The sequence below is a fragment of the Micromonospora sp. NPDC048986 genome (assembly GCF_040649335.1).
Classification (GTDB): Bacteria; Actinomycetota; Actinomycetes; order Mycobacteriales; family Micromonosporaceae; genus Micromonospora; species Micromonospora alfalfae.
In genome coordinates, this window is sequence record NZ_JBEZFJ010000003.1 from 202,482 (window position 1) to 228,096 (window position 25,615).

Annotated in this window: 19 protein-coding genes; 13 read left to right on the forward strand and 6 right to left on the reverse strand. The window is 71.7% G+C overall.

From position 1 onward, the window contains the following. Nucleotides 1–404 precede the first annotated feature (404 nt). The 6 genes from AB0B94_RS08820 (at nt 405) to AB0B94_RS08845 (ending at nt 7,894) form a co-directional block, all read left to right on the forward strand. Nucleotides 405–1,307 carry an LCP family protein gene (locus tag AB0B94_RS08820; RefSeq protein WP_357270351.1) on the forward strand — a complete coding sequence of 301 codons (903 nt, stop codon included), beginning with the start codon at nt 405–407 and terminating at the stop codon, nt 1,305–1,307. Between the two features lie 86 nt (nt 1,308–1,393). Then, the gene (locus AB0B94_RS08825) at nt 1,394–3,067 is read left to right on the forward strand and encodes a sugar transferase (protein ID WP_357270354.1); all 1,674 of its coding nucleotides are present in this window, start codon (nt 1,394–1,396) and stop codon (nt 3,065–3,067) included. 91 nt (nt 3,068–3,158) lie between these two features. Further along, on the forward strand, nt 3,159–4,124 hold the full coding sequence (locus AB0B94_RS08830; RefSeq protein ID WP_238666457.1) for a glycosyltransferase family A protein: 966 nt from the start codon (nt 3,159–3,161) through the stop codon (nt 4,122–4,124). Further along, entirely contained in the window at nt 4,124–5,191 is a 1,068-nt protein-coding gene (locus AB0B94_RS08835; RefSeq protein WP_357270358.1) for a glycosyltransferase, read from the forward strand. The genes AB0B94_RS08830 and AB0B94_RS08835 overlap by 1 nt, the downstream gene beginning before the upstream one ends. Further along, nucleotides 5,188–6,549: a polysaccharide biosynthesis C-terminal domain-containing protein gene (locus AB0B94_RS08840; RefSeq protein WP_357270360.1), complete on the forward strand. Its 1,362-nt coding sequence runs from the start codon at nt 5,188–5,190 to the stop codon at nt 6,547–6,549. Before AB0B94_RS08835 ends, AB0B94_RS08840 begins: the two co-directional genes overlap by 4 nt. A 1-nt stretch (nt 6,550) precedes the next feature. Next, complete coding sequence (locus tag AB0B94_RS08845; protein WP_357270363.1) at nt 6,551–7,894, forward strand: O-antigen ligase family protein; 1,344 nt, start codon at nt 6,551–6,553, stop codon at nt 7,892–7,894. Between the two features lie 63 nt (nt 7,895–7,957). On the opposite strand, the gene AB0B94_RS08850 is transcribed toward AB0B94_RS08845, so the two are convergent. Further along, a complete protein-coding gene (locus tag AB0B94_RS08850; protein WP_357270366.1) occupies nt 7,958–10,096 on the reverse strand; it encodes a sialate O-acetylesterase in 2,139 nt (712 codons plus the stop codon). 182 nt (nt 10,097–10,278) lie between these two features. Here AB0B94_RS08850 and AB0B94_RS08855 point away from each other — a divergent pair, with 182 nt between their 5' ends. Continuing rightward, complete coding sequence (locus AB0B94_RS08855) at nt 10,279–11,307, forward strand: acyltransferase (protein ID WP_357270369.1); 1,029 nt, start codon at nt 10,279–10,281, stop codon at nt 11,305–11,307. On the opposite strand, the gene AB0B94_RS08860 is transcribed toward AB0B94_RS08855, so the two are convergent. Together AB0B94_RS08860 and AB0B94_RS08865 are read right to left on the reverse strand one after the other, a co-directional pair. After that, nucleotides 11,304–13,292, reverse strand: a complete 1,989-nt coding sequence (locus AB0B94_RS08860) for a trypsin-like peptidase domain-containing protein (RefSeq protein WP_357270372.1) — start codon at nt 13,290–13,292, stop codon at nt 11,304–11,306. The two genes, AB0B94_RS08855 and AB0B94_RS08860, sit on opposite strands and share 4 nt — an antisense overlap. Before the next feature lie 90 nt (nt 13,293–13,382). After that, entirely contained in the window at nt 13,383–14,903 is a 1,521-nt protein-coding gene (locus AB0B94_RS08865) for a DUF6541 family protein (protein WP_357270374.1), read from the reverse strand. Nucleotides 14,904–15,118: 215 nt separating this feature from the next. Here AB0B94_RS08865 and AB0B94_RS08870 point away from each other — a divergent pair, with 215 nt between their 5' ends. From AB0B94_RS08870 to hutH, 6 genes are all read left to right on the forward strand, one after another. Next, nucleotides 15,119–15,970 carry a MurR/RpiR family transcriptional regulator gene (locus tag AB0B94_RS08870; RefSeq protein ID WP_357270377.1) on the forward strand — a complete coding sequence of 284 codons (852 nt, stop codon included), beginning with the start codon at nt 15,119–15,121 and terminating at the stop codon, nt 15,968–15,970. Between the two features lie 17 nt (nt 15,971–15,987). Beyond that, nucleotides 15,988–17,646, forward strand: coding sequence for a urocanate hydratase (hutU, locus tag AB0B94_RS08875; RefSeq protein ID WP_357270380.1), 1,659 nt, complete (start codon nt 15,988–15,990; stop codon nt 17,644–17,646). Further along, complete coding sequence (locus AB0B94_RS08880) at nt 17,643–18,845, forward strand: allantoate amidohydrolase (RefSeq protein ID WP_357270383.1); 1,203 nt, start codon at nt 17,643–17,645, stop codon at nt 18,843–18,845. Before hutU ends, AB0B94_RS08880 begins: the two co-directional genes overlap by 4 nt. A 232-nt stretch (nt 18,846–19,077) precedes the next feature. Further along, the gene (locus AB0B94_RS08885; RefSeq protein WP_357270386.1) at nt 19,078–20,439 is read left to right on the forward strand and encodes a formimidoylglutamate deiminase; all 1,362 of its coding nucleotides are present in this window, start codon (nt 19,078–19,080) and stop codon (nt 20,437–20,439) included. Next, a complete protein-coding gene (gene hutI / locus AB0B94_RS08890; RefSeq protein WP_357270389.1) occupies nt 20,436–21,623 on the forward strand; it encodes an imidazolonepropionase in 1,188 nt (395 codons plus the stop codon). Before AB0B94_RS08885 ends, hutI begins: the two co-directional genes overlap by 4 nt. Continuing rightward, on the forward strand, nt 21,620–23,158 hold the full coding sequence (gene hutH / locus AB0B94_RS08895; protein ID WP_357270392.1) for a histidine ammonia-lyase: 1,539 nt from the start codon (nt 21,620–21,622) through the stop codon (nt 23,156–23,158). Before hutI ends, hutH begins: the two co-directional genes overlap by 4 nt. Nucleotides 23,159–23,220: 62 nt before the next feature. Here hutH and rdgB read toward each other — a convergent pair whose 3' ends face one another. The 3 genes from rdgB to AB0B94_RS08910 all read right to left on the reverse strand — a co-directional run bounded on the left by rdgB (nt 23,221) and on the right by AB0B94_RS08910 (nt 25,476). Then, the gene (gene rdgB, locus AB0B94_RS08900; RefSeq protein WP_357270395.1) at nt 23,221–23,838 is read right to left on the reverse strand and encodes an RdgB/HAM1 family non-canonical purine NTP pyrophosphatase; all 618 of its coding nucleotides are present in this window, start codon (nt 23,836–23,838) and stop codon (nt 23,221–23,223) included. 49 nt (nt 23,839–23,887) lie between these two features. Next, nucleotides 23,888–24,613, reverse strand: coding sequence for a ribonuclease PH (gene rph, locus AB0B94_RS08905; protein ID WP_238666472.1), 726 nt, complete (start codon nt 24,611–24,613; stop codon nt 23,888–23,890). Between the two features lie 119 nt (nt 24,614–24,732). Further along, complete coding sequence (locus tag AB0B94_RS08910; RefSeq protein ID WP_030331266.1) at nt 24,733–25,476, reverse strand: MBL fold metallo-hydrolase; 744 nt, start codon at nt 25,474–25,476, stop codon at nt 24,733–24,735. Nucleotides 25,477–25,615: the final 139 nt, after the last annotated feature.

Here is a 25,615-nt window from a genome sequence, read left to right on the forward strand (position 1 = left end):
CGTTGTAGCAGGGTTCGGGCGGCGGCGGGAGGGTCATCGCGAAAGCCGGTGACCACGTTGTTTCCGTCCTCCCACCGGGGCAGCAGAATAGGGCCCGCAGAGCGCTCCTGGGCCGGCGTTACCGGCAGTCCGTCCGAACGCAGGGCCGGGTTCGCCGCACCGGTCGGCAGGCACGCGATACCCGAAAGGACGAGGGTGCACGACAGCGACGCGCAATCAGTAGCATCGCCGGCATGTCTGGTGCTCAGCGGTACACCGATGCCGACACCGAGTTCGTCGATCCACACGCTGTCGATCCGTACGAGGATGTCCCGGCCGGGGGCAAGCGGCGACGTCGTGGCCCTCGCTGGCGTCGCGTCCTCGTCATCTGCCTGGTAGTCGCGGCGATCCTGGGCGGCGGCAGCATGATCGGTGGCGCCCTCTATCTCCGCTCGGTCGAGAAGGACGTCGACCGGGTGGATGCCTTCGCCGACGTTCCCGAGGAGGGGCGTCCGCAGGCGGTGGCCAACGGCGCGATGAACATCCTGATCCTGGGGAGCGATTCCCGCGACCCGGAGAGCACGGGTGGCTCGCGCACCGACACCATCATCGTCGCGCACATCCCGAAGGACCGGGCCAGCGCGCAGCTCGTCTCGATCCCTCGGGACACCTGGGTGAACGTGCCGAAGGCCAAGAACGGCGGGCACGGCGGCCGCGATGCGAAGATCAACGCAGCGTACGCCTGGGGTGGCATTCCGCTGATGGTGCAAACAGTCGAATCGTTCACCACGGTGCGAATCGACCACGTCATGATTATCGACTTCGCTGGCTTCAAGGAAATCATCGACGCCCTGGACGGCGTCGACATCAACGCGGAGAAGTCGTTCACGTCGATCCACCCGCCGTTCCGCAAGTTCGAACAGGGAATGCAGCGGATGGACGGCGAGACGGCCCTCGACTACTCCCGCCAGCGCAAACAGTTCGCCGACGGCGACTTCGCCCGCATCCGTCACCAGCAGCAGGTCATCAAGGCCATCCTCGACAAGGCCGTGTCCGGCGGCATCGTCACCAATCCCGGGCGGCTCAACTCCTTCGTCAAGGCGACCTCGAGCGCCGTGTCGGTGGACGAGAACATGTCGCTCGTCAGCATGGCGACAGACCTGCGGAGCCTTCGCGGCCGTAACCTCACCTTCGTCACCAGCCCGACGAAGGGCACTGGCCGAGTGGGCAGCGAGAGCGTCGTCTTCGCGAACACCGAGAAGGCAAAGACCTTCTACGATGCCGTGCGCCGTGACTCCGTCACCGAGATTCTCGCCAGCGCCAAGTAACACCCGGCCGGTGGCTGTTGCCGGCCGCCGCCTTGTCTCGAATTACGGACCGGCCAGGTCAGCCGGCCCTCACGGGGAGGTCCATGATGTCCAACCAGCCCGCCATGTGGCACCGGCCGGCACCGCCCGATGACCGCGACGGCAACGCCACCGATGCCCAGGGCGACGGTGAGGGGGACGACGAGGGGAGCCGCGGCGGGAGTCGCCCTCCCGCCTACCAGTTCCCCGGCTACCAGCCGGCCAGCTACCAGCCTCCCGGTTACCAGACTTCCGGTTACCAGCCTCCCGGTCACCAGACTTCGGGTCACCAGACGCCGGCCGTGCCGTCGCCCGCCGACCGGCGCTCGGCCCCGCCGGCACCCGCGCCCGCGCCTGTGGAGCACGAGCCTCGCGCCGGCCTGGACACGACCGCCGTCCTGCCGTACGCCGGCTCACGTGCCTCGACCCGGACCCGGTGGCTGCGGGCCTGGATGATGACGGCGCCGGTCGACGTTCTGGCACTGCTGACGCCGCTGCTGGTCACTCAGCAGTACTGGCGCGGGACGCTGGCCATGACGGTCCTGACCGTGATCGTCTTCGCCAGCGGCGGCCTCTACCGGGCACGACGTCACGTGAGCTTCCTCGACGAGGTGCCGAGCCTCTGCGGGCGCCTGCTGGCAGCGGCGTCCGCTGTCGCCATCGTCGCGGCGATGCGTCACGAGTCCGCCGAGTACGTCTTCAGCTTCACCCGGGGTGTCGCCGCCTCGGCGGGGCTGGTCATCCTCGGGCGGGCTGTCACCCGCGAATTCGCCATCGTCGCCCGCAAGCGCCGGTGGGTCGAGCACAACACCATCATCGTCGGCAGCGGCCCCACCGCCGTGGAACTCGCCCGGCTCCTGCGCCGCTACCCCCAGTACGGCCTGCGCTTCGTGGGTTGTGTCGACACCCCGGACGGCCCGTCGGCGCTGCCGCTGATCGGGTCCCTCGACGACCTCGACAGCCTGGTACGGCTGCGCGAGTGCGACGTGGTGATCGTCGCGGACGCGAACTGCTCCGAGACCTCACTGATGGAGATCCTGGCCCGGCCACGGACCGCAGAGTGCGACCTGTGGGCGGCCACCCCCCTCTGGGGGTCCCGTTCGCACGGCGACCACATCGGCGCGGTACCGGTCGTCAGCATCGGCGACATCACCCTCTCCGGCCCGCAGTCCGCGCTCAAGCGCGCGTCGGACATCGCGTTCGCCTCGGTGGCGCTGCTCCTGCTGAGCCCGGTGCTCCTCATCTGCGCTGTCGCCACGCTCATCGACGGCGGCCCCGGCATCTTCTTCTACCAGGAGCGAATCGGTCGGCACGGGAGACCTTTCAACATCATCAAGTTCCGGTCCATGCGCCCCGTCGACGAGCACGAGTCGCAGACCAACTGGTCCATCGCCAACGACCGGCGGGTTGGGCCGATCGGTCGGATCATGCGCAGGACCTCCCTCGACGAGCTTCCGCAGCTCTGGAACATCCTCCGTGGCGACATGAGCGTGGTCGGCCCCCGACCCGAGCGCCCCTACTTCGTCGAGAAGTTCTCGGCCGAATACCCCCAGTACGCGATGCGCCACCGCGTCCCGGTCGGGCTCACCGGCTTGGCGCAGGTCAGCGGGTTGCGCGGCGACACCCCGATCTCCGACCGGGCCCGCTTCGACAACTTCTACATCGAGAACTGGTCCCTCTGGCTCGACGTCAAGGTGGTGCTCCGTACGGTGACCGAGGTGTTCCGCGCCGGCGGCCGCTGATCCGCCCACGCACCGGCACACCGCCGGGTACGGCCAACGGCCGTGCCCGGCGGCCGTGTGCCGGTCGTACCCCCAACGCATGGAGAACGCAATGCCGAACGTATCCGTCGTGATCCCCACCACGGGCCGCCCCAGCATCGCCGACGCGGTGCTCTCCGCCCGATCCCAGCAGGGCGCATCCGTGCACATCGTGGTCGTCTGTGACACCCCGGAGGTGCCGCAGACAGTGCGGAACCTGGGGCAGCACATCGACCGGGTGGTCTGCACCGGCGGCGGCCGGCGCGGGTCGTACGCCCGCAACCTCGGAGTCACCCACGCCATCCCGGGCAGCCACGTCGCGTTCCTCGACGACGACGACACCTGGCTGCCGACGAAGCTGGCGGCACAGGTGCCCGCGCTCGAGCGGGTCGCGGCGGCCGGGTTCCGCCCCGTCGTGTCATCCCGGATCCTGCAACGCAAGGACGGCGCCGAGCCGCTGCCGGCACCGGCCCCGGCCGAGGTGATCCCCGACGGCATGCTGCCGGAGGACTACCTGTTCCGCCGCCGTCACCTCGGCATCGGCCGGCAGTCGCTGCCCACGTCGACGCTCCTGACCACGTACGAATTGGCAACCGAGTGCCGCTGGGACGAGACGCTCCCCCGACACCAGGACTGGGACTGGCTGGTCCGGGTCGCCCGGCTGCCCCGGGTGAAGATCGTCCAGGTGGAGGAGGCGACGGCCGTCTACACGGTGGGCAGCCCCGGGTCGATCTCGGCCGGCGCCGACTGGCGTACCTCGTGGCACTGGGCCCAGCGTTGGGAGGGAGTGTGGGCGCCGGGGACCTTCTCGGACTTCATCGCGGCCCAGACCCTCCGCTACGCTCTCCAGGCCCGAGACCGGGAGGGCGTACGGGAGATGGTGCGGGCGATCCGCCGCAACTCGCCTCCGTCCGCCCGGAACGCGGTGCTGGCGGCGCTCGGGCTGGTACCCCGGTCGACCCTGGAACGGGTCGCCATGCGCAAGTCGAAGGCCCCCAGCAGCCCCACTCGACCGCTTGATACCGAACGGCCACACTGATGCGTCTGCACTTCGTACTGCCGCAGCTCGAGCCGTACTACGGCATGGAGCGGGCTGCGGTCCTGGTGATGCGTGGGCTCGCACGCCACGGCGTGGAGGTGTCCGCGACCGTCCTGTCCCGGGGAGTCCCGCAGGGACTCGACGATCTCCGTGTCGACACCCTGGACCTCGGGTCGCGGCTCACCCGCCTGGTGGAAGCTGTCCCCCCGCTGCGCCGCCGGTTGCGGAGCCTGCCGCCGGACGTGGAGGTCGTCGCCAGCGGTTTGTGGGGCAGCGTGCCCGTCGGGGCGGCTCTGGCTGGCTCATCTCGGACGTTCATCGCCTGGGAGCACTCGCTGCTGCCCGAGCGGATGCGGGCCGACCGTCGGGTGCGGATGCTCGCCCGCGCGTCCGGGTTCGGTGCTCTCCGGCCGCGGCTGGTCGTGGCCGTGTCCGACGGGGTGGCCCGGACGGTGCGCGATCTCCACTCCGGGTCACGCGTCGTCACGATCCCCAATCCGGTGCCGACCGCGCCGTTCGTCCCGCCCCGGCCAATCGCCGACCCGGCGCGGATCCGGCTGGTCACCACCGGCGCGCTCCGCCCCCTGAAGAACCACCTGTGCGCGATCGACGCGCTCGCGGAGCTACCCACCGCCTACCACCTGACGCTTGCCGGAGACGGCGAGGAGCGGACACTGCTGCAGACCCGGGCGCGCGAGCGCGGCCTGGCGGACCGGGTGACCTTCCTCGGCCGGATCCCCGACGTCCACGGGTTGCTGGCCGACGCCGACCTGCTCGTTCACCCGTCGCTGGCGGAGACCTTCGGTTTCAGCCTCGTGGAGGCAGCCGAAGTGGGACTGCCGGTCGCCGCGATGCCGGTGTCCGCCGTCGACGAGATGGTGCCGGACCTGGTGCCGGGCGTGCTGACGACGGCCCCGACCTCGACCGCCCTCGCCGAGGCGATCAGGCACCTGACGGGTTTCGGCCGGCCCGGGCCCGTCGAGTTCGAGAAGGCCTGGCACGCCCGCTCGGTCGCCTTCGATCCGGCCGGAATCAGCCGACAATGGGTGGAGGCGGTACGACGATGACCCTCGCCCAAGGAGCGGTCGACCTCGTGGGCGAGCCGGACCGCAGCGCATCACCACGGCACCGGGCGCCTCGCCGGGGAGACGCCTTCCTGCGCAAGTCCGGCAGATTCTTCGTGGGAACCCTGCTGCGGACTCTCGCCCAGGGAGCGCTCTTCGTGCTGCTGGCGCGGGAAATGCCCATCGACACGTACGGCCTCTTCGTCGGCATCACGGCCCTGGTGGCGGTCATCTCGCCGTTCGCGTCGGCCGGGGCACCGAGCCTGATCTTCCAGAGTCACGCCGACGCGCCCGCCGAGTGGGCCCGGCACCTGGCCCGAGGGCTGATGTTGTCGGTGGTGTTCGGCGCTGGTGCCACAGTGCTTGTCGCTGCGGCGGGCGCGCTGATCTGGGGTGCCCAGGCGAGCCTGATCGACCTCTTCTGTCTGGCCTTCGCCGATCTGGTGGCCTGGCGCCTCATCGAGGCGGTGGCTGCCTCGGTCCAGGCCCGGGGCCGGATCCTGCTCGCCTCCGTCATTCCCGCGTTGCTGCAGGTCGCCCGGTTGGCCGGAGTCATCGCGCTGGCCGCGGCGGCCGGACCGGTCACCCTACACGCGTGGGCCGTGACCTCGGTGCTGCTGTCATCGGTGGTGTGCGTGGCAGTGGTCCTGGGTGGCCTACGAGGGGCAGGTCGGACTCCGCTGGAAGTCCGGGGATCGTTGGCGCAGGCGCGTACCGGCATGCTGTTCGCCGTGGGTCTGTCCGCTCAGACCGTGTACAACGATCTCGACAAGGTGATGCTCTCCAAGCTGGGGACCACGGAGAGCGCGGCCATCTACGCCGCGGCGTACCGCGTCGTCGACTTCGCGTACACGCCCGCCAGGTCGATGGCGGCTGTCGCGTACCCCAACTTCTTCGAGGCCGGGCGAAACGGACCTCGAGCCGCCCTGCGGCTCACCCGCAAGCTGCTGCCGCGCTACCTGGCGTTCAGCGTGCCGGCATCCCTCCTCCTCGTCGCGTTCGCCTGGATGATGCCGGTGGTCTTCGGTGCCGAATACGAGGCCGCGACCCTTGCCCTGCAGGGCCTGAGCGCGCTGCTGGTACTGAAGGCGATCCACTACCTCGCCGCCGATACCCTGTCCGGTGCCCGGATGCAGGGACGCCGGACGGTAGCCCAGATCGCGGTCGGCGTGGTCAACGCCGGCCTGAACGTCTGGCTGATTCCGGCGTACGGGTGGCAGGGTGCGGTCGTGTCGAGTCTGGTGTGCGACGCTCTGCTCGCCGTCCTGCTGTGGGGGTGCCTCGTCGCTGCCCTGCGACGCGACCCGCCCCGCGACGCCGACGCCGAGGCGGCATCGGCAGCTGACCGAGAAAGGGTCTGACGTGACCACCATCTTCGGTGTCCTACTGACCGTCGGTGGCGTCGCGGTAGCCCTGTGGTTGATCCGAATCCGGCGCAACATCGCCGCCTCCTTCGGCGACAGTGCGACAGCTGTCGCCCTGGTCGGGTTCGCCGTGCTCACCAACGCGGCGCCAGCGGTCGCCGGCGACAAGAGCTCGGTGCTCATCGGCGTGCTGCTGATCGCCCTGCTGGCCTGGCTGGTGTTGTCCGGCCGGGCGGTGCTGCGCGGACCATCCGACGTGTGGCTGCGGATCTCGATCGCGATGGCCGGGGCGCTGCTGGTGTGGTCTGCCGGCGTCGACGCCCTCACCGGTGGCGGGTTCTACGGTTCGCGGCTGCCGGCGTACGGGGCGGCAGCGCTGCTGCTGCTCGCCATCTGGTTGATGGCTGCGCGCACCGCGGTGAGTGTCCGGACGATGGCCTACACCGGGCTGGCGGTCCTGGCGCTGCTGACCATCCCGACCGCCGTGTACGAGCAGTCGTGGCGACTCTGTACCGGCGGGAAGCTGGAGAAGTGCTCGGTGGCCGGGGCGCTGTTCAAGAGCTTCTACAACTCCGAGAACTACGTGGCGATGCTCGCGTCGTTCACCCTGGTGGCCGCGTTCTGCGCGATGCGCCGCAATGAGTTGCTGGTGACGACGTCGTTCTGCCTGCTGGTGATCGTCGCCACCGGCTCCCGCACCAGCTACCTGGCCGTCGGGGCGGTATGCGCCTGGGTGCTGGCCGCGCTGCTCGTGCAGCGCCTGCGGCCGAGCCTGCAGATCCCCTTCGCGATCTGCGTCGCGTTCGTCATCGCCGCACTGACAGCTGCCACGTACCTGACCTGGAGCGCGTCGAAGACCACGCTGAGCAACAGGGGCAACATCTGGGTCGCCGCCCGCGAGTACCTCAGCGGTCGGGAGGCCGTCGGGGTCGGCGTCTCGAAGTGGTTCCACCTGCAGGACATCGGAGCGGCACCCACCCACTTCTTCCACTCCGGGTACGTCCTGGTCATCTTCTCCGGCGGGCTTGTCGCACTGACCCTGTTCGGCCTCTGGGCGGCCACCCTGATGCACCGGGGCGTCGAAGACGGGCAGGCGTTCACCGCCAAGGCGCCCCTCGTGCTTCTGATCGTCTACTCGTTCACCGAGGTCGTCTGGAACCCACTGTCGGTGGACGGGCTGACCTGGATCGTCGTGCTGCTGGCTCTCACCACTTCGGTGTCCGCTCCCCCCGCGCGCACTCCGGCGCCGGGGCCGGTGGACCTGGCGGACCGACCGGCACCCCTGGCCGGGCTCCGGCGACTCATCGGCCGGCAGGACAGCCGGGCCGCCGCCCTCAACTGAACCCGCGAAGCGCAAGCCAGCCCTCGCAGTCCCCGGCGCTCGACCGGGCCGTTGCTGGGCGGACTACCCGCCGGCTATCGGAAGCCCCTGGAAGGCCAGCAGGCCGGCCCCGGCGGCGTTCACACACCAGGGCCCGGCATCGCCCCGGTAACTCAACCGGTTTGCGCCGTCGGCCGGGCCGGAAAGGCTCAGCACGAGCCGCCCTCCCTCGCGGTACTCGACGCCGGTGACGGTGGCGGTGCTGCCGTCGATCGTGAAGTCGGTGCCCGCACCGGCCCGGACGGTCAGTGGGTCGACGCTACGGAGCTGAACCACCACCTGGGTACGCCGAGCGTCGGTGAAGGCGGCCGACCGAGGGTTCGGGGCCGCCACCCCCTCGCCGGGGCCACGGTGGATGTCGCGGGCCAAGACGGCGAACGCCTGGTCGCCCAACTCCCGGTAGCCCTGTTCCCAGGCGAAGTGGCAACCCTCCCGGCCCGACAGGGCGGTGGTCGACAGCACAGTCACCTTCAGGGTGTCGGCCATCCGTCGCTGGGCCTCACGCAGCGGGCCGCCGGAGGTGTTTCCGCACGGTGAGCTGCCGACCTGGACGACGTAGTACCGGGTGCCGCCGTCGGTCCGGAAGCCGACCTCCCGCCGCCAGTCGGTCAACAGCGCGGTGACCCCGGCGACGTGCCCGGCGGCGTCGTTGTTGTCGGCCTCGCCCTGGTACCAGAACACCGCCCGGACCTCGCCGATGACGCTGGCGGCGGTGAGTCGTTGCCGCAGGCGGCCGTAGTTGGTGCGCAGGTCACCGGGGTTGCCGTCGTTGCGTTGGAAGAACGACACGACCTTGCTGCTCTCCGCGCCGTTGATCACGGCCACCGGCACCTGGTAGGTGTCCATGAGTCGGTGGGCCGCGCGGATCCCCCACTGGCCGACCGAGCCGGGCTGCCGGACCGTACCCGAGACGGCGTAGTTCCAGGTGCGGTCCGCGCCGGAGAGGACCCGGTCGCCTGTGGTCGAGCCGAAACTGCGGACGTACGGGGACTCCTCACCGATCGACGAGCCCCGCTGACTGGCCGCCACCGCGTTGGACTGGCCCTGGATGACGTACACGTCGCCGGACACCACGCCCTCCCACAGGGCCGCCCGTCGGGCAACGCCGTCGCCGAGCACGTGCAACTCGAATCGGTACTCCCGAAGCGCGGCGGTGATCCGCTGCCGAAAGGCGAACTCGCCGCGAGCCCCGACGGGCACCGTCTCGTCCCAGCCGTCAGCTCCGCTGACGACCTTGAGTCGGACGGCGCGGACCCGCGGGTCGGTAGTCCTTCCCGCCACCGGCACGACAGCGCCGCCGGTCGCGTCCCGGGGGTACAGCTGCCGGTCCCGGGGGTGCTGGCTGACGGTGAGCACCGACGCGCGGGCGTAGGTGGTCAGCCGACGTTGGGTGTACGTGCCGGCATTACCGGCGCTCGTCCAGTCGGGCTGACCGGTGGGGGCGGTCCCGATGCCCACTGACAGCGGCTGGTCGGTCGAGGTGAAGCCGTTGACCGCGAGAACCGTCTGCGGGGGGGCGGGCGCCGGGCGGGTGGCCGCGACCGTGTGCACCTGGAAGGAGCCGTACCCGATCGACGAGTACACGTCGTCGTCGGCGTCGTACCGGTCGGCGGCGGCACCGGCGATCTGGCCGGAGCTGGCCGGCCCGTACTTGTTCGGCCACATCTCCAGATAGCCGGTGAGACCGGTGCCGGTGGCCAGGCCCGGCGCGTTGGTGGCGACCTCCAGATCGGCGATCCGTTGCCTGACGATCTGACCGGCCCGGGTCGGCAGGCCGAGGCGTCGAGCATCGGTGGTGAACGGCGACATGGCGGTCCACACCCACTGCGTACCGGTGGGGCCGGTCAACTCCAGGCAGTAGCCGATCCGGTCGAACCCGCCGGCCACCACGCCGGCCCGGTCGAACGAGAGAGCCATGGGCCGCTTGGGGTCGTTCCGCTCGGGCAGGTCGAGGGCGCTGACCGGGGTGAAGCCGGCCATACCGTGCGCGTTCGCGGCGCAGGCGGTGCCGTCTATGGGCGCGACGGGCGGCGGAGTGTCCACGTCGGCCGCCGACCAGGCCGCGTCCGGTGCGCCGGTCCTCGTCGGCCACCAGCCGAGCACGGGGACGGCCGCCAGCAGCAGGACGACCACCCCGAAGCCGATCCAGGCCGGTCGGGGCACCGATCGGAGGCGGGCCCACGGAGGGTGGGGAGGAGACACCCGGAGAACCTCCACGGTGTGGGCAGCGTGTCGTGCCCCAGATTAGGCGATGCGCCGTGCCCGACGACGCCGGCACGACCTACGGCCGAACCGGTGCCGATCCGGGGCGTAGGTCGGTCCCGCTGTCTGAAATGATGCCGGCCATGGCCGCAACGAGCACGACAACGGCGGCGGGTAACCGCTCCGCCGGTGTCGACCTCCTCCGGATTGTCGGGATCGCCGCGGTTGTCGCGGGCCACGTCTGGAGCGACAGCTTGACCCGCGCGTCCATCTACACCTGGCACGTTCCCGTGTTCTTCGTCCTGACCGGCTACTTCTGGTCGCCCGGTCGACCGCTCGGTGGGGAACTGCGCAAGCGGTGGACGACCCTGGGCGTGCCCTACGTGGTCTGGTTCCTCATCCTGGTCGCGGCGCTGCTCGCCGCGGACGCCGTGACAGGCCAGGTGGCACCGGGGACCATCGGTGACGCGCTCTACGGCGGCACGGCCGCGGTCCGACCGTTCTCCGCCTTCTGGTTCGTCTCGGTGCTCTTCATCGCCTCTGTCGCGTTCCGGTGGCTGGAGCGGTTCCCCGCCGCTGTCGCCTGGACGGTCGCGGTGATCGGCCTGGTCACGGCGTACCTCGCGCCCAGCGTTGTCACCGCCGGCCCGCTCGGGCTCTTCCTGGTCCCGGCGTGCCTGGTCTTCGTGCTGGCCGGGCGGCTGCTGCGGCGGCTCCGCCCGCGCCTTCCGGCCAGCGCCGGTGCGGCGTCACTCTCGATCGGCGTCGGCTTCGTGCTGCTCGGCCTCAACCGGGATCTGGACCTCAAGGCCGGCGACTTCGGCTCGCCGGTGCTGGGGGTGCTGACCGCGATCCTGATCAGCGTCGGTCTCATCCGGCTCGCTGAGGAACTCGACCCGCGTGTCAGCGTGCGGGCGTCGCGGGTGATCAGTCGACTGGCCGGCTGCGGCATCGCCGTCGTGCTCAGTCACGCGGGCATCCTGTGGGTGCTGAAGACACCCCGCTCCGGTGGGGTGGTCGACCTGGTCGCCGCGCTCGTGGTCCCTTGGGCGTTCGCGTGGATCGTCATCAGCACGCCGCTGGGCCCGTGGTTGACCGGCACCCGGATCGGCGGTTCCGCGCGGGCCGCCAGCGGCGTGGCGTCTCGGCCGGGCGCCGCCCAGACCCACTAGAAACGGCTGTTGCGCCGTCGCGCCAGGAGCATCGCCACCGCCACCACGATGGCCACCGCGAGCGCGCCTCCGGCCGCGGCGATCACCGGCACGGCCCAGCTCGACCCGCCCGAATCGTCTGGCCCCCGGCTGTCGACGGCCGCCTGTCGATACGACTGGGCCAGCAGATTGGCCGGGGAGTTTCGCGCGGCCTCGTCGAACCGGGCGATGGCTGTCGACTCGTCTCCGGCGAAGTACGCGTCGAGGCCGCTGCGGTACTGGTTGTCGGCCTTGCCGAGCGCGTTGGTGACGCCGCCGGCCTGGAGTAGGGCGGTCATGGTGGAGACCGGCACGACGAGCCGGTTCGCCTTGTCGGGCCGCAGCACGTCGTTGTCGAGCATCCCGACGACCCGTCCGCTCGGGTCGATGGCGATCCCGCCCCGCGAATAGAGCCCGAGATCCTCATTGATCCGGAACGGGTTCACCGGTGTCGAGGTGTCGATCCCGGTCACTGTCACGGTCTTGGACAGCACCGTGTAGGTCGCGGCGCGGAAACTGGTGTCGCTGGTGCCGTAGCCCAGGACGAGCAGTGAGGTCTCCGGGCTGACGCTGGCCGACGTGTTCAGCTCCGCAGTGGGCAGGTTCTTCTGCTCCAGCTTGACCAGGGCGACGTTCCCCGCCTCGATCGGGAGGGCCCGGACGACGGTGCCGGGAATCGCCGGGCTGTCAGTCACCTCGCCCTTGGCGATGTTGAGTTGCCCGTACAGCCGGGACTCCGGCTGATCGGCGGCGTTCGCGCCGGTCAGGACCGAGGTGTTCACCCGGCTGCGGGTGTAGGTGCTGATGTCCTTGGCCTGGAGGCTGCCCTCGGCGACGAGTCGGTTGGCCACGGAGTTCAGGGCGCTCCCGACCAGGACGTCAGGGGTGGGCTGCACGCACTGGCTGTTGGTGAGGACGTGCCCCTCGTGTTGGACGACCACCCCACTACAGCGCCGGCTGAAGGTCACCGGTGCCTTGTTCAGCAGGGCGCCATCGGCCTTGTTGCGGACGTACCCGGTGAACATGACCTCCACGAAGACCATGGACGGGCCGGCAACGGCAAGTGCCCGCTCCTCGGGGCTGCGCAGCGCGGCCTGCGCCCAGGGCTTGAGGCCGGGGGCGAGCGGGGTCGCGGCCGGAAAGCCGGTGGAGCCGGCGGTCGGCGGGGGATCCGGCTCGCCGGGCTCATCCGAGCTGAGGGCGTAGATGCCGGCCCCGCCACCGACCACTGCCACCAGGGCCAGCGCGGCCACACCGGCCCACAGGCCGGTACGCCGCTTGGGCGGTGCCGAGGGCTTGATCCGCCGTACGGGGGCGGCGTAGGGGTCGAACTGTGGCACGTCGGCCGGTGGGCCCGACACTGTGGCCGGCGTCGGGGCGACGTCGTGGCCGGCCGGCCCGGCGGGCGAGGCGGGTGCGCTCGACGCCGGCGCGGCCGAGACGGGATGGGCAGGCGGCTGGTTCGGGATCGCTGCCGACTGCACCGCCCACGGGGCATGCGGCATGTCGACGACCGGCTGCGGCGCACCCGACACGGGTTGCGGCACACCGGACACGGGTTGCGGCACACCGGACACGGGTTGCGGCACACCGGACACGGGTTGCGGCACACCGGACACCGGCTGGGGAGGGGCGGAGACGGGGCGGGGGGCGGCGGGCACCGGTTGGTAATCCACGCCGAGCGCGCGGAACAGCTTCTCCGGGGCGGGTCCGGCCTCGGCGGCGTACGCCACCCAGGGCGCGGCGGCCGAGAAGTCGGCGTACGTGATCGGGGGTCCGTCGGGTGACTGGGCGAGCGCGTTGGCGACCTCGGCGAACGCCTCCCGCCAGCCGGGGGCGGCGGCAACCGTCGCGTCCAGCACTGCCACGCTCACGAACCGGCCCTGCTCGTCGATGGCGGCCCAGGCCTTGCCCACCGGCGAACCGCCCAGCAAGTGGGTGAACCTGTAGGGGCCTTCCGGCTGCATGCCAACTCCTCCGCTCGACCGCCAGGCGCATGGTACCGACAGGTGCCACAGTCAGTCGCCCGGCGGTCACCCGTCAACTCGTCGCCGCTGTCACCATTTGCTGATCACGACCACCGGCTCCGGCCCGGACGTGACGCGTTGCACGCGATAGTCGGCGAGCGCCGCCTGCCACACCGGCTCACTCGGGTGGGTGTACGCGCGGACCAGCCAGACCCGGGTGCCGGGCGGCTGTTTCGCAGCCCGGGCGAGGATCCCGTCGAGGGCGTCTTTGATGGACGGCGCATCGGCGGCTTTCGGGAGGATCACATCGGCGCGGGTGGGCATGGTGACTGTCCAACCGACGGTGCCGGTGACCGGCGCGACCAGCTTCAGCGGATCCTGGTCGGAGTAGAGCGCGAACCCGAACCAGGCGGGCCCGCTGACGACGACGAGATCGTGTGGTCCCTTGTGCGCCGCGACGTAGCGGGTCGACGATCCGATGTCGGTGATGGCCTGGTGTGCCCGCCATACCCCGGGTTCGTCGCCGTCCAGGCGGTACCAGCGGTGGTTGACGGCGGCGAAGCTGGCGAGCAGGACGGCGCAGGTCACCGCGGCCACCACGCCCTGTGGTAGCCGGGGGAGCCCGCGGCGAACCAGGACGACGGCCAGGTCGGCCAGACCGACGATGCCGATGCCGGCCACCAGACCCGTCACCACGATCAGGAAGTGGGAGGTGCGCGGGTCGAGCAGGGGGTAGATCCCCGCGACACCCAGCCCGATGGCCGCCACCGGCAGCAGGAGAACGGCGATCGCCGGGGCGGCGTGTCCACGGCGGAACAGCGTGAGGACGCCGAGCACGAGCAGTACGGCGAGGATCGGCACGGGTGCGCCGAGCATCGGCGACAGGGCCTTGATCTGCCGCGAGAGGTGTGCGGGCAGCTCGGAGATGCTCGGCAGGAAGGCGTCCCAGTAGTCCCGCATGGCGTCGCTGTTGCCCCTGGCTGACACTCCGAAGTAGACGGCGGCGACGAGCGCGCCGGCGACCAGGCCGGCGACTGTCGCCTCGACCGTCCTCGCCCATTGCCGGCGCACGGCGACGGAGAGCAGCAGGCCGCCGAGTACGCAGACCGAGACGATGGCGGTGGTGTGACTGATCAGCATGCCCAGGCCCACCGCGGCCACCACCACAGCGAGCCGTCGCCGAGACCAGGAGCGTTCCGTCCAGGTGGCCAGGGTGAGCAGGCAGACGGCCACTGCGGCGTCCGCTGTGTACTGCTTCAGGTCGTGGCGGGTCTGCTGGACCGGCAGGAGCAGGACGGTGAGCCCGGTGACGATGCCGATGAGGATGCCCTGGGCGCGTTCGGACGCCAACGAGCGGCCCAGCAGGTAGGCAGCGACAACTGCCAGCAGTTGGAAACCCAGGGGTACGACCCGGAGGTGGTCGATGTCCGGGACCAGCCTGAGCAGGAAACTCCACCCGATCGGGCTCGACGAGGTCGTCACCGGCAGGTCGGTGAGGGGGAAGCGGACCGAGAGCGCGACCCACGCCTCGTCGCCCCAGTACTGGGCTGTCAGCCACGACCGGATGTCGTTGGCCACGAAGAAGACGCCGAGCAGGGCGATGACCGGCACCGTCTCCCCTACCGTCGCCCGGACGCGTCGAGGAGGGGCCGGACGAGAGGCACGAATGGGCGGGGCGTCCTCGACTGCGACCACAGCGCTCCTTCTCGGTGACGCGATCCTGATCACGCTGGCCGCCCGCATGGTACGAGTCGCGCCGGCTGAACGGGGGGCGGGGGTGAGCCGAGGTGGTTGTCTATGAAAGTTTCTATGCATAGAGTCAGCTCATGAATGAAGGAGCTGTCGCGGCACCCGCTGACCGGGTGCTCGACCTGTTCCAGGGGGTGCGGCTCACCCCCACCCAGCGTCGAATCGCGCACTGCCTGGTGCAGCACGCCCCCGGCGTGGCGTACCTGTCCGCCGCCGAGGTCGCCGAACTGGCCGGCGTGAGTCAGCCGTCGGTCACCCGGTTCGCCGTCGCGCTCGGCCACGACGGCTACCCGGCGCTGCGCCGCCGGCTGCGGGACCTCACCGGCTCGGCTCCGGGCGGGTCGACGGACGCCGGCAACGAACTCCAGCAGGCGGTACGCGCGGAGATGGGCAACCTCGACCGACTGGCCGGTCAGCTCGCCGACCGGGACCGGATCGCCGAGACGGGGCGGTTGCTCGCCGAGAGTCGCCCACTGCCGGTGCTCGGCCTGCGCGCCGCCGCGCCGCTGGCCGCGTACTTCGCCTACTTCGCGGCGAAGGTGCACCCGGACGTACGGGTCCTCGACGACGGCGGCAGCCTGCTCACCGACCGCCTGGAGCAGGCTGCCGAGGCCGGGGCGTCCGCCGTCCTGGCCTTCGTGCTCCCCCGCTACCCCCGGGAAACCCTCGACGCGCTGCGCGACGCCCGCCACGCCGGGCTGACAGTGGTGGCGATCACCGACTCACCGGTCAGCCCGGCCACCGAGCACGCCGACGTGGTGCTCGCCGCCGCGGTCGGCGCGCAGCTCGTCTTCGACCTGCACACCGCCCCGATGACCCTGGCCATGGTGTTGTTGCAGGCGATCTGCGACGCCGCGCCGGCCGACACCCAGCGCCGACTGGAGGCGTTCGAAGCCTCCGCGGCCCGCCGACAGTTGTTCCTCGGTTGACCGGAGGAGAAACAGAGATGACCCAGCCCATTCGTGCCGCACGGGGCAGCCAGCTCACCACCCGCGGGTGGCAGCAGGAGGGCGCCCTGCGGATGTTGATGAACAACCTCGACCCTGAGGTGGCCGAACGCCCCGACGACCTGGTGGTCTACGGCGGCACCGGTAAGGCGGCGCGGGACTGGCCGTCGTACCACGCGTTGGTCCGCACGCTGACCGACCTGCGTGAGGACGAGACGATGCTGGTGCAGTCGGGCCGCCCGGTCGGGGTGATGCGCACCCACGAGTGGGCGCCCCGGGTGCTGCTGGCCAACTCCAACCTGGTCGGCGACTGGGCGACCTGGCCGGAGTTCCGCCGCCTCGAACAGCTCGGTCTGACCATGTACGGGCAGATGACCGCCGGTTCGTGGATCTACATCGGCACCCAGGGCATCCTCCAGGGCACCTACGAGACGTTCGCGGCGGTGGCCGCGAAGCGGTTCGCGGGGACGCTCGCGGGCACACTGACGCTGACCGCCGGCTGCGGTGGGATGGGCGGCGCGCAGCCGCTCGCTGTCACGATGAACGGCGGCGTCTGCCTGATCGTGGACGTGGACCGCACCCGGCTCGACCGTCGGGTGCACGACCGCTACCTGGATGAGGTCGCGGACTCCCTGGACGACGCGATCGCTCGGGTCCGCGCCGCGAAGCGGGAGCGCCGGGCGCTGAGCGTGGGCGTGGTCGGCAACGCCGCCGAGGTCTTCCCGAAGTTGCTGAACCGGGGCGTCGAGATCGACGTCGTGACCGACCAGACCAGCGCGCACGACCCACTGGCGTACCTGCCGGTGGGGGTGGAACTGGCCGAGGCCCGGGACTACGCCGCCGCGAAGCCGGCCGAGTTCACCGACCGGGCGCGCGCGTCGATGGCGACGCACGTCGAGGCGATGGTCGGCTTCCTCGACGCGGGCGCCGAGGTGTTCGACTACGGCAACTCGATCCGCGGTGAGGCGCAGCTCGGCGGCTATCAGCGCGCCTTCGACTTCCCGGGCTTCGTGCCCGCGTACATCCGGCCGTTGTTCTGTGAGGGCAGGGGTCCGTTCCGGTGGGCGGCGCTCTCCGGCGACCCGGCCGACATCGCGGCCACCGACCGGGCCATCCTCGACCTGTTCCCGGAGAACGAGTCGCTGGCCCGTTGGATCAAGCTGGCCGGTGAGCGGGTCGCCTTCCAGGGCCTGCCGGCCCGGATCTGCTGGCTCGGTCAGGGCGAACGGGACAGGGCGGGCGTGCGGTTCAACGACATGGTCGCCTCCGGCGAACTCTCCGCCCCGGTGGTGATCGGCCGGGACCACCTGGACACCGGCAGCGTCGCGAGCCCGTACCGGGAGACCGAGGGGATGGCCGACGGCTCCGACGCCATCGCCGACTGGCCGCTGCTCAACGCCCTGGTCAACACGGCCAGCGGGGCTTCCTGGGTGTCCATTCACCACGGCGGCGGGGTGGGCATCGGCCGGTCGATCCACGCCGGGCAGGTGTGTGTGGCCGACGGCACCGCCCTCGCCGGTCAGAAGATCGAGCGGGTGCTCACCAACGACCCGGCGATGGGCGTCATCCGGCACGTCGACGCCGGCTACGAGAGCGCCCGCGAGGTCGCCGACCGCACCGGCGTCCGGGTTCCCATGACCGAGGGCGGACCCGCGTGAGCGGCGACCTTTCCGCCCGGTTCCGGGCGCTGTGGGACGAGATCGCGCCGGTCGGACGGGACGCCGACAGCGGCGGCTACCTGCGGTACGCGTTGACCGAGCCGGAGCGGGAGCTGCGCGCCTGGTTCCGGGCGCAGGCCGAGCGCCGTGCCATGCCGGTCACCGAGGACGGCAACGGCAACCTCTTCGCCCACTGGGGTGACCCGGAGGCGTCCGACGCGGTGCTCACCGGCAGCCACTTCGACTCGGTGCCGCACGGCGGGGCGTACGACGGGCCGCTCGGCATCGTGAGCGCGTTCCTCGCCGTGGACGAGCTGCGCGCAGCGGGCGTCACCCCCTGCCGGCCGCTGGTGCTGGGTGCCTTCGTCGAGGAGGAAGGGGCGCGCTTCGGCGTACCGTGTCTGGGCTCGCGGCTGCTCACCGGGGCGCTGTCTGCCGAACGCGCAGCCGGCCTGCGCGACGCGGCCGGGGTGAGCTTCGCCGAGGCGCTCGGTGACCGGCCGGCGGGCGCCCGCCCGGAGTTGCTGGGCCGGTTCGGCGCCTTCGTGGAGTTGCACGTCGAGCAGGGTCGCGCGCTCGTCGACACCGACGCGCCGGTCGCCGTGGCCAGCGCGATCTGGCCGCACGGCCGGTGGCGCTTCGACGTCGTCGGCGAGGGCAACCACGCGGGCACCACCCGGATGGCCGACCGCCGCGACCCGATGCTGACCTACGCGTTCACTGTGCTGGCGGCGAACAAGGAGGCCCGGCTGCGCGGCGCGCACGCCACCGTGGGCCGGGTCGCCGTCGAACCCAACGCCACAAACGCGATCCCGTCGAAGGTGACCGGCTGGCTGGACGCCCGGGCTGCCGACCCGGAGACGCTGACCGGGCTCGTCGACGCGGTACGCGCCAAGCTCGCCGAGCGGGCCCGTCGCGACGGTACGACGGTGACGGTCACCGAGGAGTCGGCCACCCCGGTGGTCGCCTTCGACAGCGGGCTGGCCAACCGCCTGGCCACACTGCTCGACGCGCCGGTGCTGCCGACCGGCGCGGGGCACGACGCCGGTGTACTCGCCGCGTACCTGCCCACCGCGATGCTCTTCGTGCGCAACCCGACCGGTGTCTCGCACTCCCCCGCCGAGGCCGCCACCGACGACGACTGCGCCGCCGGGGTGCGGGCGCTGGCCCGGGTGCTGGAGGAGCTGACATGCCGGTAGTCGAGGTGCTGTCGCATCCACGGGTGCTGTTGTTCAGGTGCGGCGGGGACCGACTCCTCGTGTCGACGTCCTTTGGAGCTGATGTCGCAAACGAATCGCAGCGAACCCCAACTCCGACCGCGACCACGACCCCGACCACGACCCCCACCACGACCACGACCACGACCCCCACCACGACCACGACCGCGCCGCTGATGTCACGAACGATTCAGCTCCAAAGGAGGCGAGCGGCATGACCACCACCCGCTGGCTGGCCGAGTACGCCTGGCTACCCGAGCACGCCGAGCCCACCCCCGACGTGCTGATCGAGGTCGAGGACGGCCGGATCACGGCGGTGACGCCGCTGACCCCCGGCAGCAGGCCACCGGCCGGGGTCGAGGTGTACGCCGACGCGGTGCCACTGCCCGGCCTCACCCTGCCGGGCCTGTCCAATGTGCACTCGCACGCCTTCCACAGGGCGCTGCGCGGGCGTACCCACGGTGGGCGGGGTGACTTCTGGACTTGGCGGGACCAGATGTACGCCGTCGCGGACCGGTTGGACCCCGACACCTACCTCGCGCTGGCCCGGGCCGTCTACGCCGAGATGGCGCTCGCCGGGATCACCTGCGTGGGCGAGTTCCACTACCTGCACCACCGACCGGACGGCGGCGCGTACGACGACCCGAACGCGATGGGCGCGGCGCTGGTGGAGGCCGCCGCGCACGCCGGGATCCGGCTCACGCTGCTGGACACCTGCTACCTGACCTCCAGCGTGGACGGTCGGCCCCTGGCCGGGCCGCAGCGCCGCTTCGGCGACGGTGACGCGGGCCGCTGGGCCGAGCGGGCCGCAGCGCTGCAACCGACCGACCCGCACGTCCGGGTCGGCGCGGCAGTGCACTCGGTGCGGGCCGTCCCGGCCGATCAGCTGCGCACTGTCGCTGACTGGGCCCGGGAGCGGCAGGCGCCGCTGCACGTGCACCTCTCCGAGCAGCCAGCCGAGAACGACGAGTGCCGGGCCGTGCACGGGCGCTCCCCCACCGCGCTGCTCAACGAGCACGGCGTGCTCGGGCCGCACACCACGGCCGTCCACGCCACCCACCCCACCAGCGCGGACCTGTCACTGCTGGCCGACAGCCGGACCGGGGTGTGCCTCTGTCCGACCACGGAGCGGGACCTCGCCGACGGCATCGGCCCGGCCCGGCTGATGGCCGACGCGGGCATCCGGTTGAGCCTCGGCAGCGACAGCCACGCCGTGATCGACCTGTTCGAGGAGGCTCGGGCGGTCGAGCTGGACGAGCGGCTGCGCACCCGCCGGCGCGGTCACTTCGCGCCGCTCGACCTGCTGACCGCCGCCAGCGTCGCCGGGCACGCCGCGCTGGGCTGGGCCGACGCCGGGAGGATCGCGGTGGGTGCCCGCGCCGACCTGGTGACGGTACGCCTGGACAGCGCCCGCACCGCCGGGGTGCCGCCGGTGGGGGTGTTCTTCGCCGCGACCGCGGCGGATGTGGAGCAGGTGGTGGTGGACGGCCGGGTGGTGGTGGCCGAGGGCCGACACCTGAGCGTCGACGTGCCGACCGAACTGGCGTCAGCGATCGAGGCGGTGACACCCGCATGAGCGGCAGCCTGCTTGTCGACAACATCGGGGAGCTGGTCACCAACGGCGCCGGCGAAGGCCCGCTCGGCATCCGTCGCGACGCCGCACTGCTGGTCGAGGAGGGCCGGGTGGTCTGGGTCGGGCAGTCCGCGTACGCGCCGGCCGCCGACCATCACATCGACGCCGGTGGGGCCGCCGTGCTGCCCGGTTTCGTGGACAGCCACGCCCACCTGGTCTTCGCCGGGGATCGGGCCGTCGAGTTCGCCGCCCGGATGGCTGGTCAGCCCTACACCGGCGGCGGCATCCGGACCACAGTCGGTGCCACCCGGGCCGCCACCGACGAGGAGCTGCGCGGCACAGTGCGCCGGCTGCGTGGGGAGGCGCTGCGCCAGGGCACCACAACCATGGAAATCAAGAGTGGGTACGGCCTGACCGTCGCCGACGAGGCCCGCTCGCTGCGGATCGCCGCCGAGACCAGCACCGAGACCACCTTCCTGGGTGCGCACGTGGTGCCCGCCGAGTACGCCGACCGCCCCGACGACTACGTGGGACTGGTCTGCGGGCCGATGCTGGCCGCCGCCGCTCCGTACGCGAAGTGGATCGACGTGTTCTGCGAGCGGGGCGCCTTCGACGTGGACCACGCCCGCGCCATCCTGGCCTGCGGCCGGGCCGCCGGGCTGGGCGTACGGCTGCACGCCAACCAGCTCGGCCCCGGCCCCGGGGTGCGGTTGGGCGTGGAGCTGGACGCGGCCAGCGTCGACCACTGCACCCACCTGAGCGACGCCGACGTGACCGCGCTGGCCGACACCGCCCACAGCGACGGCTCGGGCACCCGCACTGTGGCGACGCTGCTGCCCGGCGCGGAGTTCTCCACCCGCTCGCCCTACCCGGACGCCCGTCGGCTGCTCGACGCCGGTGTCACCGTGGCGCTGGCGACGGACTGCAACCCCGGTTCGTCGTACACCTCGTCGATGCCGTTCTGCGTCGCGCTCGCGGTCCGCGAGATGCGGATGACACCGGCGGAGGCGGTCTGGGCCGCCACCGCCGGTGGCGCGCGGGCGCTGCGCCGCGACGACATCGGTGTCCTCACCCCCGGCGCGCGGGCCGACCTCGTCATCCTCGACGCGCCGTCACACCTGCACCTTGCCTACCGGCCCGGTGTCCCCCTGATCCGCCAGGTAATACGCAACGGAGTTCCGCAATGACGCACGTGACCATCCAGCCCACCGGGATCTCCGCCGACGACGTGTTCGCGGTGGCCCGCGGCACCGCCACTGTCGTCCTCGCCCCGGCCACCATCGACGCGATGGCGACCAGCAGGGCCATCGTGGACGGCATCGAGTCGTCGGGCCGTCCCGTCTACGGGGTCTCCACCGGGTTCGGCGCGTTGGCCAACACCTTCATCGCACCGGAGCGACGGGCCGAGCTGCAACACGCGCTGATCCGCTCGCACGCCGCCGGGGTGGGCGCCCCGATGCCGCGCGAGGTGGTCCGGGCCATGATGCTGCTGCGGGTCCGGTCCCTCGCCCTGGGCCGATCCGGGGTCCGCCCGCTGGTGGCGGAAGCCCTGGTCGACCTGCTCAACCACGACATCACCCCCTGGGTGCCGGAGCACGGCTCGCTGGGCGCCTCCGGTGACCTGGCGCCGCTGGCGCACTGCGCGCTGGTGCTGCTCGGCGAGGGCTGGGTGCTCGGCCCCGCCGGCGAGCGGCAGGACGCGGCCGACGCGTTGACAGCCGCCGGGCTCAAGCCGATCGAGCTGGCCGCCAAGGAGGGGCTGGCGCTGATCAACGGTACCGACGGCATGCTCGGCATGCTGCTGCTGGCCATCCACGACGCGGCGCACCTGTTCGCCATGGCCGACGTGACGGCAGCGCTGGCCATCGAGGCGATGCTCGGCTCGGAGCGTCCGTTCCTGCCCGAGCTGCACGCGATCCGACCACACCCCGGTCAGGCGGCGTCGGCGGCGAACATCCACCGCCTGTTGCAGGACTCCCGGGTGATGGACTCGCACCGCGACGACCTGGCGCACGCCGTGCAGGACGCGTACTCGATGCGCTGCGCGCCGCAGGTGGCCGGCGCGGCCCGCGACACCCTGGACTTCGTCCGCACCGTCGCCGGGCGGGAGCTGGTGTCAGTGGTGGACAACCCGGTGGTGCTGCCGGACGGCCGGGTCGAGTCGACCGGAAACTTCCACGGCGCACCGCTCGGCTTCGCCGCGGACTTCCTCGCCATCGCCGCCGCCGAGGTGGGCGCGATCGCCGAGCGGCGGGTGGACCGGCTGCTCGACGTCACCCGCTCCCGGGAACTGCCGGCGTTCCTCTCCCCCGACGCCGGGGTCAACTCCGGGCTGATGATCGCCCAGTACACGGCGGCCGGGATCGTCGCCGAGAACCGTCGACTGGCCGCCCCCGCCTCGGTGGACTCGCTGCCCACGAGCGGCATGCAGGAGGACCACGTGTCGATGGGCTGGGCGGCGGCCAAGAAGCTGCGCACCGTCCTGGACAACCTGACCAGCCTGCTCGCTGTGGAGCTGCTGGCCGGGGTACGCGGCCTCCAGCTACGTGCCCCGCTGGAGCCGTCCCCGGCCGGCCGGGCGGCCGTCGCCGCGCTCGGTGCGGCAGCCGGCGAGCCCGGCCCGGACGTGTTCCTCGCCCCGGTGATGGAGGCGGCCCGTGCCGTCGTCGCCGGGCCGGAGTTGCGCGCCGCCATCGAACGGGAGGTCGGCCCGCTGGGCTGATCTCCGGCGGGTCGCTGTCGTCCGCCGCGGGTCAGGCGGCGGGCGGCAGCACCTCGCGCCCGTCAGGCGGCGGGCGGCAGCACCTTGGCGATCAGTTTGGCCAGCTCGCGCAACGCCTTGCCCCGGTGACTGATGGCGTCCTTCTCCGCCGGGGTCAGCTCGGCGTTGGTCCGGTCCTGTCCGTCGCCCAGGAAGATCGGGTCGTAGCCGAACCCGCCGTCACCGCGCGGCGCCCGCAGCACCCGCCCGGACTGCCGGCCGTCGACGAGGTGCTCCTTGCCGCCGGGCAGCACCAACGCCACAGTGCAGACGAACGAGGCGGCCCGTTGCTCGTCCGGAACGTCGCCGATCTGGTCCAGCACCAACTGAAGGTTGGCCCGGTCGTCGCCGTGCTGGCCGGACCAGCGGGCGCTGAACACCCCCGGCATGCCGTTGAGCGCGTCGACAGCGAGCCCGGAGTCGTCAGCGATGGTCGGCAGCCCGCTCTGCCGGCAGCCCTCCCGCGCCTTGATCAGCGCGTTCTCGCCGAAGGTCAGGCCGGTCTCCGGCAGCTCGGCGTACTGCTCGACGTCGTCCAGCCCGAGCAGGGCGATCCGGTGCGCGCCGAGCGCGCCGTCCAGAATCCGCTGTAGCTCGACCAGCTTCTTGCGGTTACGGGTGGCGAGCAGGACCTTGTTCATGCTGAGACACCTTTGTTCGCGACTGCGGGGCTCGCAGGCTTCCTCGTGCTCACGCGAGAGCCTTCCGCTGGGCTTCGGCCAACTCGGCGCAGCCGGCGACGGCCAGGTCGAGCAGGGCGTCGAGCTGGTCGCGGGCGAACACGCCCGCCTCGCCGGTGCCCTGCACCTCGACGAAGTCGCCAGTGCCGGTGCAGACCACGTTCATGTCGACCTCGGCGGCGACGTCCTCCTCGTAGCAGAGGTCGAGCCGGGCCTCCCCGGCGATGATCCCCACGCTGACCGCCGCCACCGAGCGGTGCATCACCTTCTCCGGCTTACCAGCCAACGACTTGCGGGCGGCAAGCCAGCCCACCGCGTCGTGCAACGCGACGTACGCGCCGGTGATCGCGGCCGTGCGGGTGCCGCCGTCGGCCTGGAGCACGTCGCAGTCGAGCACTATCGAATTCTCGCCGAGCGCCTTCAGGTCGATGCTGGCCCGCAGGCTACGGCCGATCAACCGGGAGATCTCGTGGGTACGGCCACCGACCCGACCCTTGACGCTTTCCCGGTCGGAACGGGTGTTCGTGGCCCGGGGCAGCATCGCGTACTCGGCGGTCACCCAGCCGAGCCCGGAGCCCTTGCGCCAGCGAGGCACCCCCTCGGTGACGCTCGCCGTGCAGAGCACCCGGGTGCCGCCGAACTCGACGAGCACCGAGCCCTCCGGATGGGTGCTCCAGCCTCGGGTCACTGTCACCGGTCGAAGTTGAGAGGGCCCTCGCCCGTCAGGTCGCGCCATGCCTGCACCCTATGCGGTGCGGCGATCCACCTCGCCCGCGGTGCCCCGGGGAACGCCCGCGCCGTGCACACCGGGCAACCGGCGACGGTGGCCCGGCCTCGCGAACCGGGCGTGCTGCGTCAGACGTCGTAGCTGGCGCCGGGCCGGACCACCTCAAGCGGACCGGTGTACGCGGAAGCGGCCGACTCCAACGTGTGCGCCTCGCTGCCCCAGGCGGGCACCAGGTGGGTGAGCAGCAACCGACCCACAGCGGCCTTGGTCGCCGCCTCGCCGGCCTCCCGACCGGTCAGGTGCAGATCCGGCGGGTTGTCCATGCCGTCGAGGTAACTGGCCTCGCAGAGGAACACGTCGGCGTTCTGGGCCAGCCGCAGCAGCGCCTCACAGGGCGCGGTGTCCGACGAGTAGCACAGCGAACGGCCGTCGTGCTCCAGCCGCACACCGTACGTCTCGACCGGATGGTTGACCCGGTCGACGGTGACGGCGAATGGGCCGATCGGAAAGGTGCCCGGCTGCAGCGCGTAGAACTGGTACACGTCCTCCACCGAGCCGTCGTCGCCGTACGCGGCGCTGAGCCGGTCCGGCGCGCCGGCGGGCGCGTACACCGGCAGCGCCGGGTAGGGGCCGTCCGGGGCGTAGCGGCGCACCACCACGTACAGCACGGCGTCGAACATGTGGTCACAGTGCAGATGGGTCAGCAGGATGGCGTCCGGGGCGTGCAACCCCGCGTAGCGCTGGAGGCTGGACAGCGACCCCGAGCCGAAGTCGACCAGGAGCCGGAAGCCGTCGGCCTCGACGAGGTAAGCCGAGCAGGGCGACTCGGGGCCAGGGAAACTGCCGGCGCTTCCCAGAACTGTCAGTCGCATCGAGTGGTCTCGCTGTCACTATCAGTAGCACCCGCGCCGGTGACGGTCCCGGCCATGATCTCTACCGACGCGTACGCCACGCTGCGCAGCCTACGCTGGCGCACCCGGCAGCAAGAATCATCCAACGGAAGTTGTCACG